General features: G+C 61.3%; 15 protein-coding genes and 1 tRNA gene. 7 read left to right on the forward strand and 9 right to left on the reverse strand.

The window, feature by feature from the left end; genetic code table 11:
* Window positions 1-86: 86 nt before the first annotated feature.
* Together dnaG and rpoD are read left to right on the forward strand one after the other, a co-directional pair.
* Window positions 87-1,835, forward strand: a complete 1,749-nt coding sequence (dnaG, locus tag ACJ8M3_RS17360) for a DNA primase (protein ID WP_025304325.1) — start codon at window positions 87-89, stop codon at window positions 1,833-1,835.
* Between the two features lie 157 nt (window positions 1,836-1,992).
* Window positions 1,993-3,834: an RNA polymerase sigma factor RpoD gene (rpoD, locus tag ACJ8M3_RS17365; protein WP_025304326.1), complete on the forward strand. Its 1,842-nt coding sequence runs from the start codon at window positions 1,993-1,995 to the stop codon at window positions 3,832-3,834.
* Window positions 3,835-3,889: 55 nt separating this feature from the next.
* Here rpoD and ACJ8M3_RS17370 read toward each other — a convergent pair whose 3' ends face one another.
* Together ACJ8M3_RS17370 and mug are read right to left on the reverse strand one after the other, a co-directional pair.
* The gene (locus ACJ8M3_RS17370; RefSeq protein WP_033644589.1) at window positions 3,890-4,342 is read right to left on the reverse strand and encodes a nuclear transport factor 2 family protein; all 453 of its coding nucleotides are present in this window, start codon (window positions 4,340-4,342) and stop codon (window positions 3,890-3,892) included.
* Window positions 4,343-4,358: 16 nt separating this feature from the next.
* The gene (gene mug / locus ACJ8M3_RS17375) at window positions 4,359-4,847 is read right to left on the reverse strand and encodes a G/U mismatch-specific DNA glycosylase (RefSeq protein WP_033644588.1); all 489 of its coding nucleotides are present in this window, start codon (window positions 4,845-4,847) and stop codon (window positions 4,359-4,361) included.
* A gap of 146 nt (window positions 4,848-4,993) precedes the next feature.
* Here mug and ACJ8M3_RS17380 point away from each other — a divergent pair.
* A tRNA-Ile gene (locus tag ACJ8M3_RS17380) sits at window positions 4,994-5,069 on the forward strand.
* A 112-nt stretch (window positions 5,070-5,181) separates the two neighbouring features.
* On the opposite strand, the gene ACJ8M3_RS17385 is transcribed toward ACJ8M3_RS17380, so the two are convergent.
* Window positions 5,182-5,397 (reverse strand): hypothetical protein, encoded by a 216-nt coding sequence (locus ACJ8M3_RS17385; RefSeq protein ID WP_033644548.1) that lies wholly within the window; start codon window positions 5,395-5,397, stop codon window positions 5,182-5,184.
* Window positions 5,398-5,662: 265 nt separating this feature from the next.
* The gene (locus tag ACJ8M3_RS17390) at window positions 5,663-6,298 is read right to left on the reverse strand and encodes a hypothetical protein (RefSeq protein ID WP_060660224.1); all 636 of its coding nucleotides are present in this window, start codon (window positions 6,296-6,298) and stop codon (window positions 5,663-5,665) included.
* Between the two features lie 175 nt (window positions 6,299-6,473).
* On the opposite strand from ACJ8M3_RS17390, the gene aac(6') reads away from it, so the two are divergent.
* Complete coding sequence (gene aac(6') / locus ACJ8M3_RS17395; protein WP_047026538.1) at window positions 6,474-6,914, forward strand: aminoglycoside 6'-N-acetyltransferase; 441 nt, start codon at window positions 6,474-6,476, stop codon at window positions 6,912-6,914.
* On the opposite strand, the gene ACJ8M3_RS17400 is transcribed toward aac(6'), so the two are convergent.
* The gene (locus tag ACJ8M3_RS17400) at window positions 6,915-7,631 is read right to left on the reverse strand and encodes an HPP family protein (protein WP_033644544.1); all 717 of its coding nucleotides are present in this window, start codon (window positions 7,629-7,631) and stop codon (window positions 6,915-6,917) included. It abuts the gene before it with no gap.
* A 162-nt stretch (window positions 7,632-7,793) separates the two neighbouring features.
* Here ACJ8M3_RS17400 and yfcF point away from each other — a divergent pair, with 162 nt between their 5' ends.
* Window positions 7,794-8,429 (forward strand): glutathione transferase, encoded by a 636-nt coding sequence (yfcF, locus tag ACJ8M3_RS17405; RefSeq protein WP_089197481.1) that lies wholly within the window; start codon window positions 7,794-7,796, stop codon window positions 8,427-8,429.
* A gap of 73 nt (window positions 8,430-8,502) precedes the next feature.
* Here the strand turns inward: yfcF and ACJ8M3_RS17410 are convergent, their stop codons facing one another.
* The 3 genes from ACJ8M3_RS17410 to ACJ8M3_RS17420 are packed head-to-tail and all read right to left on the reverse strand — an operon-like array spanning window position 8,503 to window position 12,535.
* Entirely contained in the window at window positions 8,503-9,744 is a 1,242-nt protein-coding gene (locus ACJ8M3_RS17410; RefSeq protein ID WP_089197482.1) for an aromatic amino acid transport family protein, read from the reverse strand.
* 58 nt (window positions 9,745-9,802) lie between these two features.
* Window positions 9,803-11,257 carry an NAD-dependent succinate-semialdehyde dehydrogenase gene (locus ACJ8M3_RS17415; protein ID WP_089197483.1) on the reverse strand — a complete coding sequence of 485 codons (1,455 nt, stop codon included), beginning with the start codon at window positions 11,255-11,257 and terminating at the stop codon, window positions 9,803-9,805.
* 12 nt (window positions 11,258-11,269) lie between these two features.
* A complete protein-coding gene (locus ACJ8M3_RS17420; RefSeq protein WP_047026542.1) occupies window positions 11,270-12,535 on the reverse strand; it encodes a 4-aminobutyrate--2-oxoglutarate transaminase in 1,266 nt (421 codons plus the stop codon).
* A 121-nt stretch (window positions 12,536-12,656) separates the two neighbouring features.
* Between ACJ8M3_RS17420 and pdxR the strand changes: the two genes are divergently transcribed.
* Window positions 12,657-14,147 carry a MocR-like pyridoxine biosynthesis transcription factor PdxR gene (gene pdxR, locus ACJ8M3_RS17425; RefSeq protein ID WP_089197484.1) on the forward strand — a complete coding sequence of 497 codons (1,491 nt, stop codon included), beginning with the start codon at window positions 12,657-12,659 and terminating at the stop codon, window positions 14,145-14,147.
* A 15-nt stretch (window positions 14,148-14,162) separates the two neighbouring features.
* Here the strand turns inward: pdxR and ACJ8M3_RS17430 are convergent, their stop codons facing one another.
* Window positions 14,163-15,782: an ABC-F family ATP-binding cassette domain-containing protein gene (locus ACJ8M3_RS17430; protein WP_089197485.1), complete on the reverse strand. Its 1,620-nt coding sequence runs from the start codon at window positions 15,780-15,782 to the stop codon at window positions 14,163-14,165.
* A 307-nt stretch (window positions 15,783-16,089) separates the two neighbouring features.
* Between ACJ8M3_RS17430 and ACJ8M3_RS17435 the strand changes: the two genes are divergently transcribed.
* The gene (locus tag ACJ8M3_RS17435; RefSeq protein ID WP_046687863.1) at window positions 16,090-18,111 is read left to right on the forward strand and encodes an oxidoreductase; all 2,022 of its coding nucleotides are present in this window, start codon (window positions 16,090-16,092) and stop codon (window positions 18,109-18,111) included.
* Window positions 18,112-18,226 lie beyond the last annotated feature (115 nt).

The raw sequence follows: 18,226 nt of genomic DNA on the forward strand, positions 1-18,226 counted from the left end.
AGACCGAGTAGTTGCATACGAAGGCCGTGCTTTCCGAAAGGAATGCGCGGCTTGTTCTCGTTTATAGGCTAATGAAGTAAGGGCTTATGGCTGGACGAATTCCGCGCGTATTTATCAATGACTTGCTGGCTCGCACCGACATCGTCGATTTGATCGACGCCCGCGTGAAGCTCAAGAAGCAAGGCAAGAACTACCACGCGTGCTGTCCGTTCCACCACGAAAAGACGCCTTCATTTACCGTTAATGGCGAAAAGCAGTTTTATCACTGTTTTGGATGTGGTGCGCACGGCAACGCCGTCGACTTTTTGATGAATTACGACCGACTCGAGTTTGTCGAAACCATCGAAGAGCTGGCGACCATGCACGGGTTGGAAGTGCCTTACGAAGCGGGCACCGGGCCGACCCAGATCGAACGCCATCAGCGCCAGAGCCTATACCAACTGATGGAACAGCTCAGCGCGTTCTATCAACAGTCACTGCAGCAGTCCTCCGGGGCACCGGCGCGCAGCTATTTGCAGCAGCGCGGATTAAGTGACGACGTTATTCGCCATTTCGCCATCGGCTTCGCGCCGGCGGGATGGGACAACGCCCTGAAGCGTTTCGGCCGCGACGCCGACTCGCGCCGCGCATTGAACGATGCCGGCATGCTGGTGACTAACGATCAGGGGCGTTCGTACGACCGTTTCCGCGAACGGGTGATGTTCCCCATCCGCGACAAGCGCGGGCGCGTCATCGCCTTCGGCGGCCGCGTGCTGGGCGACGGCATGCCCAAGTACCTGAACTCGCCGGAAACCGAAGTTTTCCATAAGGGCCGCCAGCTGTATGGCCTGTATGAAGCACAGCAGAATCACCCTACCCTGCAGCGGCTGCTGGTGGTGGAAGGGTATATGGACGTGGTGGCGTTGGCGCAATTCGGCATCGATTATGCCGTCGCCTCGCTCGGAACCTCGACGACGGCTGAACACATTCAGCTGCTGTTCCGCGCCACCGACAACGTCGTCTGCTGTTACGACGGCGACCGCGCCGGCCGCGAAGCGGCCTGGCGGGCGCTGGAAACCGCGCTGCCGTACCTGAACGACGGGCGCCAGCTGCGGTTCATGTTTTTGCCCGACGGCGAAGACCCGGACACCCTGGTGCGCAAGGAAGGCAAAGAAGCCTTCGAACAGCGAATGGAGCAGGCGCAGCCGCTGTCCACTTTCCTGTTCGAAAGCCTGCTGCCGCAGGTGGATTTGAGCAGCCCGGACGGGCGCGCCAAGCTGAGCACGCTGGCGCTGCCGCTGATTACTCAGGTGCCGGGCGAAACGTTGCGCTTGTACCTGCGTCAGGAGCTCGGCAACAAGCTGGGGCTGCTGGACGACAGTCAGCTCGACAAGCTGATGCCCAAGCAGGCTGAAAATGCGAATCCTTATCAGGCGCCCCAGCTAAAACGCACAACCATGCGTATACTGATAGGGTTACTGGTGCAAAATCCGCAGTTGGCTACACTTATCCCTTCGCTGGAAGGGTTGGAGCAGACCAAACAGGCGGGATTGCCGCTGTTCGTCGAACTGGTGCAGACCTGTTTGGCGCAGCCGGGCCTGACAACCGGGCAATTGCTGGAGCTGTATCGCGACAACAAATTCAGCCAGCAGCTTGAAACCTTGGCGACCTGGAACCATATGATCGTTGAGGACATGGTCGAACAGACCTTTTTGGATACGTTGGCCAGCCTGTACGACTCGGTGCTCGAGCAACGGCTGGAAACGCTGATCGCGCAGGCCAGAACGCGCGGCCTGAGCCCGGAGGAACGTGAAGAAGTCCGTTCCCTCAACCAGGTTTTAGCGAAGAAAAACTGAATACCAAACGGCTTAAGTGCCGATAATTGCGAGGGCAGAGCCCTGCACAGTGCCGCCATAGTGGGCCGCGGCGATAACGAAAACGCCCCAAATGCTATTGTTGGCGGTTTCGCCGACCGACACCAACCTAAATACTCTGAAGTGTGGATACCGTCTTATGGAGCAAAACCCGCAGTCACAGCTGAAGCTACTTGTCACCCGTGGTAAGGAGCAAGGCTATCTGACCTATGCTGAGGTCAATGACCATCTGCCGGAAGATATCGTCGACTCCGATCAGATCGAAGACATCATCCAGATGATTAACGACATGGGCATCCAGGTGATGGAAGAAGCACCGGACGCCGATGACCTGCTGCTCGCCGAAAACTCGAACAGCACGGACGAAGATGCGGAAGAAGCCGCCGCACAGGTTCTGTCCAGCGTGGAATCCGAAATCGGCCGCACCACCGACCCGGTGCGCATGTACATGCGCGAAATGGGTACCGTCGAACTGCTGACGCGCGAAGGCGAAATCGACATCGCCAAGCGCATCGAAGACGGCATCAACCAGGTGCAGTGCTCGGTTGCCGAATACCCGGAAGCCATTACCTATCTGCTTGAGCAGTACGATCGCGTCGAAGCGGGCGAAGCGCGCCTGTCCGATCTGATCACCGGCTTCGTCGATCCTAACGCGGAAGAGGACATCGCCCCAACCGCGACCCACATCGGTTCCGAACTGTCGAGCGAAGAGCAAGACGACGACGAAGAAGATGAGGATGCCGAAGACGACGACACCGAAGACGACAACAGCATCGATCCTGAGCTGGCGCGTCAGAAGTTCGCCGAACTGCGCGATCAGTATGAAGCGACGCGTCTGGTGATCAAAAAGAACGGCCGCAGCCATGCCAGCGCCGCGGACGAGATCCTGAAGCTGTCTGAAGTGTTCAAGCAGTTCCGCCTGGTGCCGAAACAGTTCGACTTCCTGGTCAACAGCATGCGCACCATGATGGATCGCGTTCGCACCCAGGAACGCATCATCATGAAGCTGTGCGTTGAACAGTGCAAAATGCCGAAGAAAAACTTCGTCACCCTGTTCGCCGGCAACGAAACCAGCGATTCCTGGTTCGAAGCCGCACTGGCGATGGCCAAGCCATGGTCGGAAAAGCTGAAAGACGTGGCTGAAGACGTGCAGCGCAGCCTGCAGAAACTGCGTCAGATCGAAGAAGAAACCGGCCTGACCATCGAGCAGGTCAAAGACATCAACCGTCGCATGTCGATCGGTGAAGCGAAAGCTCGCCGCGCGAAGAAAGAGATGGTTGAGGCCAACCTGCGTCTGGTTATTTCCATCGCCAAGAAATACACCAACCGCGGCCTGCAGTTCCTGGATCTGATCCAGGAAGGCAACATCGGCCTGATGAAAGCGGTAGACAAGTTCGAATACCGCCGCGGCTACAAGTTCTCGACGTACGCCACCTGGTGGATCCGTCAGGCTATCACCCGCTCCATCGCCGACCAGGCGCGCACCATCCGTATCCCGGTGCATATGATTGAGACCATCAACAAGCTCAACCGTATTTCGCGCCAGATGCTGCAAGAGATGGGCCGCGAGCCGACGCCGGAAGAGCTGGCCGAGCGCATGCTGATGCCGGAAGACAAGATCCGCAAAGTGCTGAAGATCGCCAAAGAGCCAATCTCGATGGAAACGCCGATCGGCGACGACGAAGATTCGCATCTGGGCGACTTCATCGAGGATACCACCCTCGAGCTACCTCTGGATTCCGCGACCTCGGAAAGCCTGCGTTCCGCCACCCACGACGTGCTGGCCGGCCTGACCGCGCGCGAAGCGAAAGTGCTGCGCATGCGTTTCGGCATCGACATGAACACCGACCACACGCTGGAAGAGGTTGGCAAGCAGTTTGACGTTACCCGTGAGCGTATTCGTCAGATCGAAGCCAAGGCGCTGCGCAAGCTGCGTCACCCAAGCCGCTCCGAAGTGCTGCGCAGCTTCCTGGACGACTAAGTCCGGCGGTTGCACTCAAAACAAAAACCCCGGCCTGCCGGGGTTTTTTTATGCCTCAGAACATGCTGTTGCCGCTGGCGGTCTTCTCCGGCACCGGCTGCGTCACGTCCCAGTGCTCAACGATTTTTCCGGCGCCGTCGAGACGGAAGATATCGATGATCGCCGCTGTCTTGCCGGCCTCGCGCCCGCTGACCTCCACATGCAAAATCACATAGTCACCGTCGACGAACGCCTGTTTTACCTCACTGTGCGAGTTGGGGTAACGCGTTTTCAGCAGCTCGACAAATTGACGAAAACCCGCCACGCCGTCCATGGCGTTGGGGTTATGCTGCTTGTACTGTTCCCCCAAAAACGGCCGCGCCGCCGCAAAATCCTTGTTGTTCAGCCCCTGCCGATAAAACTCCAGCACGTTCTGCTTGTTGCGCGCTTCCTGTGGTGAATGCCCCGCCTGTGCAGCGCCGGTCACCAATAACAGCACCATCACACAGCCTTTCATTATCGATGTCATCGCATACTCCCTTATGTCATTGCAGCGCCAGGAACAGCTCGCGATAGCTGGCGGTAAGCTGCTCCAACGTGGCGCGGTTCAATCCGCTGGGGTTGGGCAATACCCACACCTCGGTTTGCCCCAGCATCATCGCCTGCTTGCCCCAGGGCGCGTTTTTCACCCCGAAGGCGGTGGTGAACGCCTGCTTGCCTAAAATCGCCAGCGCGCGCGGCTGGTAGCGCAGGATCTTCTCTTGCAGCGCCTCACCGCCGCTGCGCAACTCGTCGCGCGACAGCTCGCTGGCCGCCACCGTCGGGCGCGCCACCAGCGCGGTAATGCCGCAGCCGTTATCCTTCAGCTGCTGCCACTGCTCCGGTGCCAACTGGCTCTCGGTAAAGCCGGCCTGATGGATCACCTTCCAGAAGCGGTTGCTGCCGTTGGCGAAAGGGTAGCCCTGATGGGCGGAAGAAAGGCCGGGGTTGATGCCGCAAAACACCACCCGCAGGCCAGGCGCCAGAAGTTCCATGAGTATCGTGAGTCCATTGCAGGGATTTACTGCGGTTATCGCAAAATCCGCCAGCAATTACAACAGGCTAGAACTGCGCAGAAAAGCAACACACGGGCGGGTAACAGTAGACCGCCGCTTAAGGATTCCCTATAATCTCGCGGCTTGGCCCCTTAGCTCAGTGGTTAGAGCAGGCGACTCATAATCGCTTGGTCGTTGGTTCAAACCCAACAGGGGCCACCAAATTTTTGCTTTAAAATCATATAAAAAAGCCACTTTTCTCGAAGTGGCTTTTTTATTTCTTGCTCACAGTGGCGGTAAAATGGCGGCAGTATGCCAACACTCTCAGCTATCTTTACCCTCTTAACCAGCCTATAGCCAGACTTACCAGGAAGCCGGCAAAGAAGATCGCGACAGCCGCAGCGATAGATTTCCACCACTCATCAAACCAGAACAAGGCAACAAATGCCGCTATAGAGAACAGGCCAATGACTATGGACTCAGCCAAGTCAGCAGTTTGTCGGCCAACAAATTTAACGAACTTCACAAGAAAGGATTTTAGCCAGTTCATTGATTTTATTACTTAACGATAGGAAGTCATCATCACTTAACCATTAGTTAAAATCCAACCGCTGGCTTTTGATTGATCCATCCGCTATCGGTCACCTCTTACAAGGCTACACAAAGCAATAGTGACAAACACCAGTAACAGGAATATTGCCGCGCTCAGAATTCGTTGCCACCATTCGTCGAACCAGAACAGTGAGCCAAACGCAGCGACAGAAAATATCCCGCCCAAAATCGCTTCCACAAGGTGCGACAATCCTTTACCGAGCTTACTGCCCCAAGACTTTAGATAGCTCATGATTCACACCTTCACAGAACATTTTCGATTTGCTGGTATAGGCAACAAAGGGTTCAAGATACTCCTCCGCCAGAAAGTAGATCATGTCCAAATTTCGTGGCGTGAGCTTATGGTACGTTGAGGGATATTGTTCCCGCAAACGACGCGAAGAAACGGCGGCCTGTTCAATAATTCCTTGTAAAAGAATGATGTTTAGCCCAGCAATGGTGACACCTTTGAATACCCATTTGAAAAGTGTGCTGCCGATAACCTTTTTCAAAATATGGTGTGTGATTTGCTGAACCAGAATGAACTGCGTCCCCATACGTCCTGTAAGATAACCCTCTACATGGTTTAATTTTTGGCTTAGCACGGTTTGTGTTTGCAGATCCATCCGCTGATAGCAGTCACGGATAATCACCGCTATCAGCTCACGTAGCGGGGCTTCGATACCATAGCCGGCACGAACGACCTTGATGAACCGTTCCGTTTCGATTTCATTGCGGCGCTTAAGCTCTCGACCGCCGAGCCCTGCTCCCTGCCATGTCCTACGAGCACTATAGGCAATGCCCCTTGGTAAAGACTCTATTCCCTCAAGAATTCCTTGAGCTACGGCTTTCGCATCCATAACAATCCCTTATCAGCGCCCTGGCCGTACCCTATACTAACTTCGCTTAAAATATCAACACCCCTTTCATCCTAATGAAGGGCGCCCCTCGGCATAATGGCTTTTTTGTTTCCCGCTGCCGTGCCACACTTCCCTCTCGGCATTCCTGATTTATTCCGACTCATAAGGCCCCTGCATGATCGTCAACTGCGACCACGACAACCTTGATGCCTGGCTGGCGCTGCGCTCGGCGCTGTGGCCCACCTGCCCGCGGGAAGAACACCGCGCAGAAATGCGCGAAATATTGGCTTCGCCGCACCACACCGCGTTTATGGCGCGGGGGCTGGACGGCGCTTTCGTTGGCTTTGCCGAGGTCGCGCTGCGCTACGATTATGTCAACGGCTGCGAATCGTCGCCGGTGGCGTTTTTGGAAGGGATTTATACCGTCGAACGCGCCCGCCGCCAGGGCTGGGCGGCGCGTTTGATCGCGCAGGTGCAGGAGTGGGCCAAGCAGCAGGGGTGCAGCGAGCTGGCGTCGGATACCGATATCGCCAATCTGGACTCCCAGCGCCTGCATGCGGCGCTGGGCTTTGCAGAAACGGAACGGGTGGTGTTTTACCGAAAAACGCTTGGCTGATCAGGCGGCCTTGCTTTGCCGCTGATGCGCCAGCTGCTCGGCGCGCAGCAGGATCTCCTGCAGATCGTCCTCGTCGATATCGAACAGATCCCCCTCCATCAGCGCCTCGTGCAGATCGGCGCGGGTGATGGCAACGGCATCGATCGGCAGATTGGTCGGCTTGGCCTCCGCCGGCGCCAGCGCGTGCGGGTAGCGCCGCCCGGCCAGGTTATTGAACAGAATGGCCAGCGCCGCCAGCAGCACCGAGTTCAGCAGCACCGGGTACAGCACAAAGTGATAGCCCATCTGGTGAATGCCGGGGCCGCCGAGGATGGCGGTCAGCGCCACCGCGCCGCCCGGCGGATGCAGGCAGCGCAGCTTGAACATCAGGCCGATGGCCACCGCCGCCGCCACGCCGCAGGCCAGGCCCGGATCGGGGATCAGCAGACCGGCGCTGACGCCCACCGTCGCCGCCAGCGCATTGCCGCCGACGATCGACCAGGGCTGCGCCAGCGGGCTGTTGGGCACGCCGAACAGCAGCACCGCCGAAGCACCCATCGGCGCGATAAACCACAGGTTCACCTCACCCAAAATAAAGTGGCTGATCCAGCCGGCGAGCATCAGCCCCAAACCGGCGCCGACGCTGGAAATCAGCATCTCTCGCTTGCCCACCGCCAGCGGGTGCGGCCACAGGCGCGCAACTCCCACTCTTACCCGTTCTATCCACTGCGTCTTCATGTTACCCGATACGGCTCAATTCACGTGTTGGCAACAAATATATCACGTCGCGCCAGCGCCGCCGTCCGCCGCGTCATAAAAGAACTTTTAGGCTAACAGATTGATTTTTAGCCTCCCCTCGACAATGATGAATGTTCCCCCCTTAACCCCGAGGAACCGCCGATGTCTCAACCGATCACCGAGCTTTATACCGACAGTGAATTTTTCAGCCCGTACGCCATGTCCGCCTTTGTCGTGCTGACGGAAAAAGGCATTCCGTTCACCGTGAAGCCGGTGGATCTGGCGAGAGAAGAGAACAAAGAGGCAGCCTACGCGGCGCTGTCGCTCACCCGCCGGGTGCCGACGTTGGCGATCGGCGAGTTCCAGCTCTCGGAGTCTTCGGCGATCGCCGAATACCTGGAAGACATCCACCCGGCCCACGCCGTGTATCCGCGCGACGTGAAGCTGCGCGCCAAGGCGCGCGAGATCCAGGCCTGGCTGCGCAGCGATCTGCTGCCGATCCGCGCCGAGCGCTCGACCGAGGTGGTGTTCAACAACGGCAAGTTCCCGCCGCTGTCCGAAGCCGCGCAAGAGGCCGCGCGCAAGCTGATCGCCGCCGTGGAAAAGCTGCTGAGCCACGGGCAGGACAATCTGTTCAGGGAGTGGTGCATCGCCGACACCGATCTGGCGCTGATGCTCAACCGGCTGGTGATGCACGGCGATCCGGTGCCGGAGCGCGTGCGCCACTATGCGCACAAGCAGTGGCAGCGCCCGTCGGTGCAGGCCTGGCTGGCGTTGTCGGAAAAGCGGCGCGCGTGAGAAAAAAATCGGCGGCCACGACGCCGCCGTTCTCAATGCCGAGAAACAACATCACTGCTTGAGGGAAGGCAAATCACCATCCAGAGGGCAGATAGCCTAACAATGAAGCGATGGCGTACACCGCGCTGGCCAGGTACAGCAACACAATGCTGATCTGCAGCAGCGGATGCGTGATCCAGTTGCACTGCCAGCGCGGGGTTTGGTCGCCGTGTTTGCGCGCGCCGCGCAAGATCAGCATCGGCATGATCGACAGGATCACCCCGCTGAACACCCCGGCGAAGTAGAGCGCGTTGACGAACGACACCAGCCCGCTGTAAGCCAGCACGAACGGCGGCACCACCACGAGCAGCAGCACGCCGAAACGGCGCAGCGGCAGCTCGTCGTTGCCCAGCCTAAACTTGTCGAAAATATTGGTCAGAAAACTGCCGCCCAACCCCCAGTACGAGGTCAGCATCGCGCACAGCGCGAAGATGTTGGCGGAGAAGAACGCCCACTGCCCCAGCGCCTGGCCCCAGGAAATGGTGGCCACATCGGAGATGTCATCCAGCCCGCTGAGCGCAATCACCGACATCGGCACCACCGCCAGCAAAATGAAGGTCACGACCATGCCGACGATGATCGCCTTCGGCAGTTGTTCCGGCTTGTCGGCGAAGCCGCGCGCCATTTCCGGCACGATGTACTGCGCCGAGAAGCAGAACACCACCACGTTGAACACCGGCACCATATAGCGCCAGTCGCCGTCCAGCAGGTTGCGCATCTGGGTGGTGTCTTTCAGCAGCGTCGCCGCCACCAGCGCGGTCAACATTACCACCATGCCGATGCTGATGAACTTCTCGCCGCGGCCAATCGCTTTCAAACCGAGGTACAGCACGCCGGCGGCGGGCACGAAGAACAGCAGGCTGCCCAGCGCCGGCGAGATGCCGAACAGCGATTGCAGCAGCTTACCGCTGCCGGTCATATAGGCGGTGAGCGCCCCAACGCTGTTGACGCATACCGAAGCGAACATCAGCCAGGCGCCCAGGCCGCCGACGTAGCGCTTCGCCAGTCCGCTCAGCTGCAGATGCGCGCGGGTACGCAGCGTGGATTCGGCGACGTACAGCATGGTGATGGTGGTCAGGCTTCCCACCAGCACCAGCCAGAACAGCAGCGGCAGAAAGCCGGCCTTGCTGGAGGCGTAGGCGATGGAGAGCACCCCGGCGCCGATGTTGGTGCCGACGATCATCGCCACCCCTTCGAGGAAACTTAACGATTTGGCGGGTGCAGGTGCTCGCACCCCGGCGGCAAGCACCGGAGAAACAGAGATATTATCAGACATGCATCATCCTTTATCGCCCGGCGACACTGGCCGCCGGGATGGGTTAACGTCCTGACGCTCAACAGCTCACATCGATACACAGGTATTTCAGCTCCAGATATTCTTCTATCCCGTAGCGCGATCCTTCACGCCCGAGCCCTGACTGTTTCACGCCGCCGAACGGCGCCACTTCGTTGGAAATCAGCCCGGTGTTGATGCCGACCATGCCGTACTCCAGCGCCTCCGGGACTCGCCATTGGCGCGCGGCGTTCTGCGTGAACAGGTAGGCGGCCAGGCCGAATTCGGTATCGTTGGCCATGGCGATGGCTTCCGCCTCGTCATGGAAACGGAACAGCGGCGCCACCGGCCCGAAGGTCTCTTCTTTGGCGAAGCGCATCTTCTGCGTCACGCCGGTTACCACCGTCGGCTGGAAGAAGGTGCCGCCCAGCGCGTGCGGCTGGCCGCCGGTGGCGATCTGCGCCCCTTTGATCAGCGCGTCGTCGATGTGGCTCTGCACCTTCGCCACCGCATCGCTGTCGATCAGCGGCCCCTGAGTGGTGCCTTCCTGGCTGCCGTCGCCGACTTTCAACTGCTCGACCGCCGCCACCAGCTTCTCCGCCAGCCGCTCGTAGATGCCGTCCTGCACGTAGATGCGGTTGGCGCACACGCAGGTCTGGCCGCTGTTGCGGAACTTGGAAGCCATGATGCCCGCCACCGCCGCGTCCAGATTGGCGTCGTCGAACACGATAACCGGCGCATTACCGCCCAGTTCCAGCGACAGTTTCTTGATGCTCGGCGCGCACTGCGCCATCAGGATGCGGCCGACCTCGGTCGAGCCGGTAAAGCTCAGCTTGCGCACCACCGGGCTGTCGCACAACACCTTGCCCACCTGCGCCGCTTCCCCAGTCACCACCTGCAACACGCCGGCGGGAATGCCGGCGTCCTGCGCCAGCTTGGCCAACGCCAGCGCGGTCAGCGGCGTTTGCTCGGCCGGTTTGACGATGATGGCGCAACCGGCCGCCAGCGCCGGCGCCACCTTGCGGGTGATCATCGCCGCCGGGAAGTTCCACGGGGTGATGGCCGCGCACACGCCGATCGGCTGCTTCACCACCACCAGGCGCTGCGAAGCCTGAGGCGCCTGCAATACCGCGCCGTCCACCCGCTTGGCCTCTTCGGCGAACCAGGTGATGAACGACGCGGCGTAGGTCACTTCGCCGCGCGCTTCCGCCAGCGATTTGCCCTGCTCGGCGGTCATCAGCTGCGCCAGATCTTCCTGCGCGGCCAGCACCTTATCAGCCCAGGCCAACAGCAGCGCGGAACGCTGCTTGGCGGTCAGCTGTTTCCACTCGTTTTGCGCCCGCTGCGCCGCCGCGATCGCCTGCTGGGTTTCCTCTTCGCTGACCAGCGGAATGCTGGCCAGTTCGACGCCGGTGGCCGGGTTGATCACCGCTTCACGTTTGCCGCTCAGGGCATCGCACCACTCGCCGTTGATCAGACACTGGCTGCGCAACAGCTCGGGACTATTCAATTTCATGCCGATCGCTCCTTAGTGGGCCAGCGCGCGGGACAGAATGCCCATCGCCTTGGTGAACTGATCGTCCGGGATGGTCAGCGGGTAGAGGAAGCGGATCACGTTGCCGTTCACGCCGCAGCTCAACAGCAGCAGCCCTTCCTCCATCGCCTTCTGCTGCACCTGGCGGGTGATCTCCGCCGAAGGCTTGCCGGTAACCGGATCGTTGAACTCCACCGCCACCATCGATCCCTGCGCGCGCACATCGGCGATCGCCGGGCTGGTTTTGCGCGCCTGCTGCAACACTTCCACCAGGTGCTGACCCAAGCGCTGAGCGCGCTGGCACAGCTGCTCTTCGTCGATCACGTCCAGCACCGCGTGCGCGGCGGCCACCGCCAGCGGGTTACCGGCATAGGTGCCGCCCAGCCCGCCCGGCGCCGGCGCGTCCATCACCTCGGCGCGGCCCGCCACCGCCGACAGCGGCATGCCGCCCGCCAGGCTTTTCGCCATAGTGATCAAATCGGGCTTAACGCTGTAGTGCTCCATGGCGAACAGCTTGCCGGTACGGGCGAAGCCGGTCTGCACTTCGTCGGCGATCAGCAGGATGCCGTGCTGGTCGCACAGCGTGCGCAGCGCCTGCATGAAATCGGCCGGCGCCACGTTGAAACCGCCCTCGCCCTGCACCGGCTCCAGCACAATAGCCGCCACCTGCTTGGGATCGATATCCGCTTTAAACAGGCGATCCAGGCTGTTCATCGCGTCTTCGGTGGTCACGCCGTACAGCGCGTTGGGATACTGGCCGTGGAACACCGAGCCGGGGAATGGGCCAAAGCCCAGTTTGTAAGGCGCCACTTTGCCGGTCAGCGCCATGGTCATATAGGTGCGGCCGTGGAAGCCGCCGCCGAAGGTGATCAAGCCCGGACGGCCGGTGTAAGCGCGGGCGATCTTCACCGCGTTTTCCACCGCTTCCGCGCCGGTGGTGAAGAAAGCGGTTTTACACGGGCCGGCGATCGGCGCGCGCTGGTTGATGCGCTCCGCCAAAGAAACATAGCTTTCGTAAGGAACGATCTGATAGGCGGTGTGGGTGAAGGCCTGCAGCTGCTTTTCAATTGCGGCGATCACCTTCGGGTGACGGTGCCCGGTGTTCAGCACGGCGATCCCCGAAGCAAAGTCGATCACTTCTTTGCCTTCCACATCCCACAGCGTGGCGTTCTCTGCGCGCTCGGCGTAAAAACCACACATCACGCCCACTCCGCGCGGGGTGGCGTCCTGACGGCGTTGGTTCAATTCTGCGTTTTTCATGCTGTTCTCTCCGGTCGGTGCCAGTTACACGTTTCGTTCACATTCGTGAAACAATGCCGTTTATTTACACAGGATGTGGCCCTATAATCGAGTGCCAGTTACGAATAATTGAGGGATCCAATTGCGCTCATTGAGTGGTGATCTGTTGCTGCAGCGCCTCGGCGAACAGCCCGATGACAAGCTGCACAAGCGGCTTTACAACGCGATCCGCACCAGCATTCTCGACGGCAGCCTGCCGCCCTCCAGCCGCCTGCCCGCCTCACGCGATCTGGCGCAGGAGCTCAGCCTGTCCCGCAACACCGTGTTAACCGTTTATGAACAACTGCTGGCGGAAGGCTACGTGTCGGCGCGCGCCGGCAGCGGCACCTTCGTCGCCGACACGGTGCCGGACAGCTGCCTCTCCACCGGCGGCGCCCCGGCGGACGGCAGCGGGCAACCGCGACGCGTCGAACTGTCGGCGCGCGGCGCCACGCTGCTGCACCACGCCAGCGCCAGCCCCAAACAGTGGGGGGCGTTCATTCCCGGCGTCCCTGACGTCAACACCTTTCCCCATCAGTTGTTCAGCAAGATCCAGGCGCGCCTCAGCCGCCGCCCGACGCCGCAGCGGCTGACCTACAGCAATCAGGGCGGCAGCCCGGAGCTGCAGCATGCGTTGGTGGAGTATTTACGGGTGGCGCGCTCGGTGCGCTGTTCGCCGGAACAGATCCTGATCACCGAGGGCATCCATCAGGCGATCGATCTGGTGACGCGCATGTTGTGCAATCCGGGGGATGACGCCTGGATCGAAGAGCCGGGCTATTGGGGGATCCGCAATATTCTGCGCATCAATGCGCTGAACATCTGCCCGCTGGCGGTGGACGAAGCCGGGCTGGTGCCGCCGGAGCAGCCGACCAACCCGCCGCGGCTGATCTTCGTCACCCCGTCGCACCAGTATCCGCTCGGCTCGGTGATGAGCCTGGCGCGCCGCCAACGGCTGCTGGCGCTGGCGCGCAACGCCGGCGGTTGGATCGTCGAGGACGACTACGACAGCGAATTCCGCTTTTCCGGCCAACCGATCCCGGCGCTGCAAGGGCTGGAGGCCGATGCGCCGGTGATTTACATCGGCACCTTCAGCAAGACGCTTTACCCGGCGCTGCGCCTCGGCTATGTGGTGTTGCCGCCGCCGCTGGTGCAAGCGTTGAAAACCGCCCACGCCGAGCTGTACCGCGGCGGGCACCTGCTGATCCAGAGCGCGCTGGCGGAATTTATTCAGGAGGGGCACTACACCGCGCATATCCGCCGCATGCGGTTGCTGTATGCCCGGCGGCGCGCCTTCCTGACCGGATTGATCGAACAGCATCTCGGCAAACAGGCGCTCAGCGAATTCAACAGCAACGCCGGATTGCACCTGATCCTCAACCTGCCGGACGAGGCCGACGACGTGGCGATCGCCGCCGCCGCCGGCGCGCAGGGGGTGCTGGTGCGGCCGCTGTCGCGCTACTACATGCTGCCCAACCGCCGGCGCGGCCTGCTGATGGGGTTTGCCTGCGTACCGGAAGAGCAGATGGCCGCGGCCTTCACCCAGCTGCTGGCCTGCATCAACACGCCCGAGGTGAAAAAGGCGGCCCCCTAGGGCCGCCTTCGCGCGTTACCAGGCCTGAAGCCGCCAGCCGTCCATCTGCCGCTGCAGGCGGTGCGTCGGCCGCAGCGCCTGCAGGAAGTCTTCGTCGTGCGACACCACCAGCATCGCGCCGGGGAAATCCGCCAGGGCGGTTTCGATCGCCAGCGACGACGCCAGATCCAGGTGGTTGGTCGGCTCGTCGAGCAACAGCAGCTGCGCCGGTTGTCGCCGCCACAGCGCACAGGCCAACGCCGCCTTGAGCCGTTCGCCGCCGCTCAGCGAGCCCAGCGGCAGCGCGATGCGATCCGCGCCAAGCTGCAGCTGCGCCAACCGGGTGCGCAACGCGCCTTCCACCAGCGGTGAATCCTGCAGCCCCAGATGCTCCATCACCGACAGATTCGGGTCGAGCTGCGACAGGGTTTGATCGAGGTAGGCCGTCGACAGCGGGCAATGACAATGGCCGGAAAGCGCCGTCAGCTGACCGAGAACGGTCTTCAGCAAGGTGGACTTGCCACAGCCGTTGGGGCCGGTCAACGCCACGCGCATCGGGCCGTCGATACGCAGATCCAGCGGCGGCGCGCTGACGAACGGCAGCTGCAGCTGCTCGAGCACCAGCACCTGCTTGTTCGCGCTCACTTCGCTGCCGGGCAGCGCCAGCAACACCGGCTGCTCCTCTTCCACCCGCTGATAGGCTTCGCGCACCGCCGCATCGAGGCCGTCGCGCTGATCCTGATGCTGTTTGCGCAGCGTGCCAAGGCTCTCCTTCGCCGCCGACTTGTAGGCCACCCGCTCAAAAGAGGCGATATTCAGCGTATCGACGACGCGCAGCGTTTGCGCCGAGCGCCGCTGGCTCATGTCGTGCTCTTTCTGCTGGCGAGCGCGGGTGCGGCGACGCTCCTCGCGCGCATGCTCCAGATCGGCGCGCGCCGCCTGCTGTTCCGTGTCGCGCTGGCGCCGGTAGTCATCGTAGTTGCCGCCGTAGCTGCGCAGCGCACCGGGTGTCAGTTCGACAATGCGCTCCATGCGCGCCAGCAGCTGCCGGTCATGGCTGGCGATCAGCAGCCCGCCGCGCCACTGATCCAGCTGCTGATACAGCCAGGCACGCCCGACGCTGTCGAGGTGGTTGGTCGGTTCGTCCAGCAGCAGAAAATCCGCTTCGCCCAGCAACGCGCCGCACAGCGCCGCGCGCATCCGCTCGCCGCCGCTCAGAGAGCTTGCGGATCGCAACGGATCGAAGGCCGGCAGCCCGGCGGCGACAAAGGCGTTTTGCAGACGATCGTTGAGATCCCAGCGCCCTTCCAGACGATCGATATCGTCCGCCAGCGGCTGCCCCTGCTCGAGACGCGCCAGCGCGGCGAACACCTCACCATAGCCCAGCAGCTGGGCCAGCGTGGTGTCCGCGGCGATCTCCGGCTGCTGCGCAACGTAAGCCAATGCGGCATGAGATTCGACGTGCCCGTTGCCCGGCCGATCCCGCCCGGCGATCAGGCGCAGCAGCTGGGTTTTACCGACGCCGTTGCGCCCTACCAGGCCGCAGCGCTGCCGATCGAAAGCGAGATCCAGCGGACCGAACAGCGTTTCGCCGTCAGCAAATTGGCAGGTCAGTTGATGTAAAACGAAATAAGGGGACTGCGCAAAGTGAGCCATAAGCACTCCTGAATGAGATCAAAACATCCCCACAGGGCGCGAGAGCGCACAGCGTGGGACCAGATATCAACAGGTGTGGGTGTTCATTTTCGGTTATGGCTCCGCAGAGAGAAGGAATTTACAACGCGCAAAGGTTAACCGATCTTTTGTTCGTTATGCAAACAGAGTCTGAGATTCATGACGTCTATCACATTCGGCGCAACGCAGATTCCCAAGCGGCGCGACAACGGCTAGATTTATCTCATCCGACCACTTGTGTTCACATAATTATAACAACGGGCCCCGATTTCACCCGATGGAGAGTGCAATGAGCAATTACCCTCACCTGCTGGCGCCGCTGGATCTCGGCTTCACCACCCTGAAAAACCGGGTGCTGATGGGATCGATGCATACCGGCCTGGAAGAGCTGCCCGACGGCCCGCAGCGGCTGGCCGCGTTCTATGCCGAGCGCGCCGCCGCTGGCGTGGCGCTGATCGTCACCGGCGGTATTGCCCCGAACGAACAGGGCGTGGTGTTTCGCGGCGGTTCGATCCTCAACAGCGAGGAGCAATTGCCTCACCACCGCCCGGTGACTGAAGCCGTCCACCGGGCGGGCGGCAAAATTGCGCTGCAGATCCTGCACACCGGCCGCTACAGCTATCAACCCAAGCTGGTGGCCCCTTCCGCGCTGCAGGCGCCGATCAACCCGTTTACGCCGAGCGCGCTCAGCGCAGCGGAGATCGAGCAGACTATCGCCGACTTCGCCCGCTGCGCGGCGCTGGCGCAGCAGGCCGGCTATGACGGCGTTGAGGTGATGGGATCCGAGGGTTATCTGATCAACCAATTCTTGACGACGCGCACCAATCAGCGCGACGACCAATGGGGCGGCAGCTTCACCAACCGCATGCGCTTCGCCGTCGAAACCGTCAGGGCAGTACGCCAGGCCGTGGGCCCGGAATTCATTCTGATCTACCGGCTGTCGATGCTCGATCTGGTGGAAGACGGCTCCAGCTGGCAGGAGATCGAGCAGCTGGCGCTGGCGGTCGAACAGGCAGGCGCCACGATCATCAATACCGGCATCGGCTGGCACGAAGCGCGCATCCCGACCATCGCCACCATGGTACCGCGCGCCGGATTCAGCTGGGTGACCCGCAAGCTGATGGGCAAGGTCAGCATCCCGCTGATCACCACCAACCGCATCAACGATCCGGCGGTGGCCGAGCAGGTGCTGGCGGACGGCTGCGCCGACATGGTGTCGATGGCGCGTCCGTTCCTCGCCGACGCCGCCTTTGTGCAGAAAGCCGCCGAGGGGCGCGCCGACGAGATCAATACCTGCATCGGTTGCAACCAGGCCTGCCTCGACCAGATCTTTGAAGGCAAGCTGACTTCCTGTCTGGTCAACCCGCGCGCCTGCCGTGAAACCGAAATGCCGCTGACGATGGCGGAAAAGCCGAAAAAACTGGCGGTGGTCGGTGCCGGCCCCGCCGGGCTGGCGTTTGCCACCACCGCCGCCAGCCGTGGTCATCAGGTAACGCTGTTCGACGCCGCCGAGCAGATCGGCGGCCAGTTCAACATCGCCAAGCAAATCCCCGGCAAGGAAGAATTCCATGAAACCCTGCGTTACTTCCGCCGTCAGCTGGCGCTGCGTGAAGTGACGGTCAAACTGGGCGCCAAAGTCGAGGCGGCGGATTTAAGCGAATTCGATGAGGTGATCCTCGCCTGCGGCATCGTGCCGCGCACCCCGGATATTCCCGGCATCGGGCACGCCAAGGTGCTGAGCTATCTGGATGTGCTGCGCGATAAAAAACCGGTCGGCCAGCGGGTGGCGATCATCGGCGCCGGCGGCATCGGCTTCGACACCGCCGAGTACCTTAGCCAGCACGGCGTCTCCAGCAGCCTGGATCAGGCGGAATTCAACCGCGAATGGGGCATCGACGGCCGCCTTGAACAGCGCGGCGGGCTGGCGGCGCAAGGCCCGCAGGCACCACGCGCCGCCCGGCAGATCTACCTGTTGCAGCGCAAAACCAGCAAGGTGGGCGAAGGCCTGGGGAAAACCACCGGTTGGATCCACCGCGCCAGCTTGGCGATGCGCGGCGTGAAGATGCTCAATAGCGTCAGCTATCGGCTGATCGACGACGAAGGGCTGCACATCACCCGCGCCGAGCAAGACAGCTGCCTGCCGGTGGACACGGTGGTCATTTGCGCCGGGCAGGAACCGCGCCGCGAACTGCAGCAGCCGCTGCTGGCGATGGGGAAAACCGTGCATCTGATCGGCGGCGCCGACGTGGCCGCCGAGCTGGACGCCCGCCGCGCGATCGATCAGGGCACGCGGCTGGCGATGGCGCTGTAAAAAAGGGGCGCATCGCGCCCCTGATATTGATGACAAACCTCATCCCTATGCCGGGGTGGCAGAGAGCAGCGAATAGAAAACAAGGAAAATCAATTTATTGATTTTCGGCTGATAA

The sequence above is a fragment of the Serratia sp. CY55921 genome (assembly GCF_052167655.1).
In the GTDB taxonomy this organism is placed as follows: Bacteria; Pseudomonadota; Gammaproteobacteria; order Enterobacterales; family Enterobacteriaceae; genus Serratia; species Serratia ureilytica.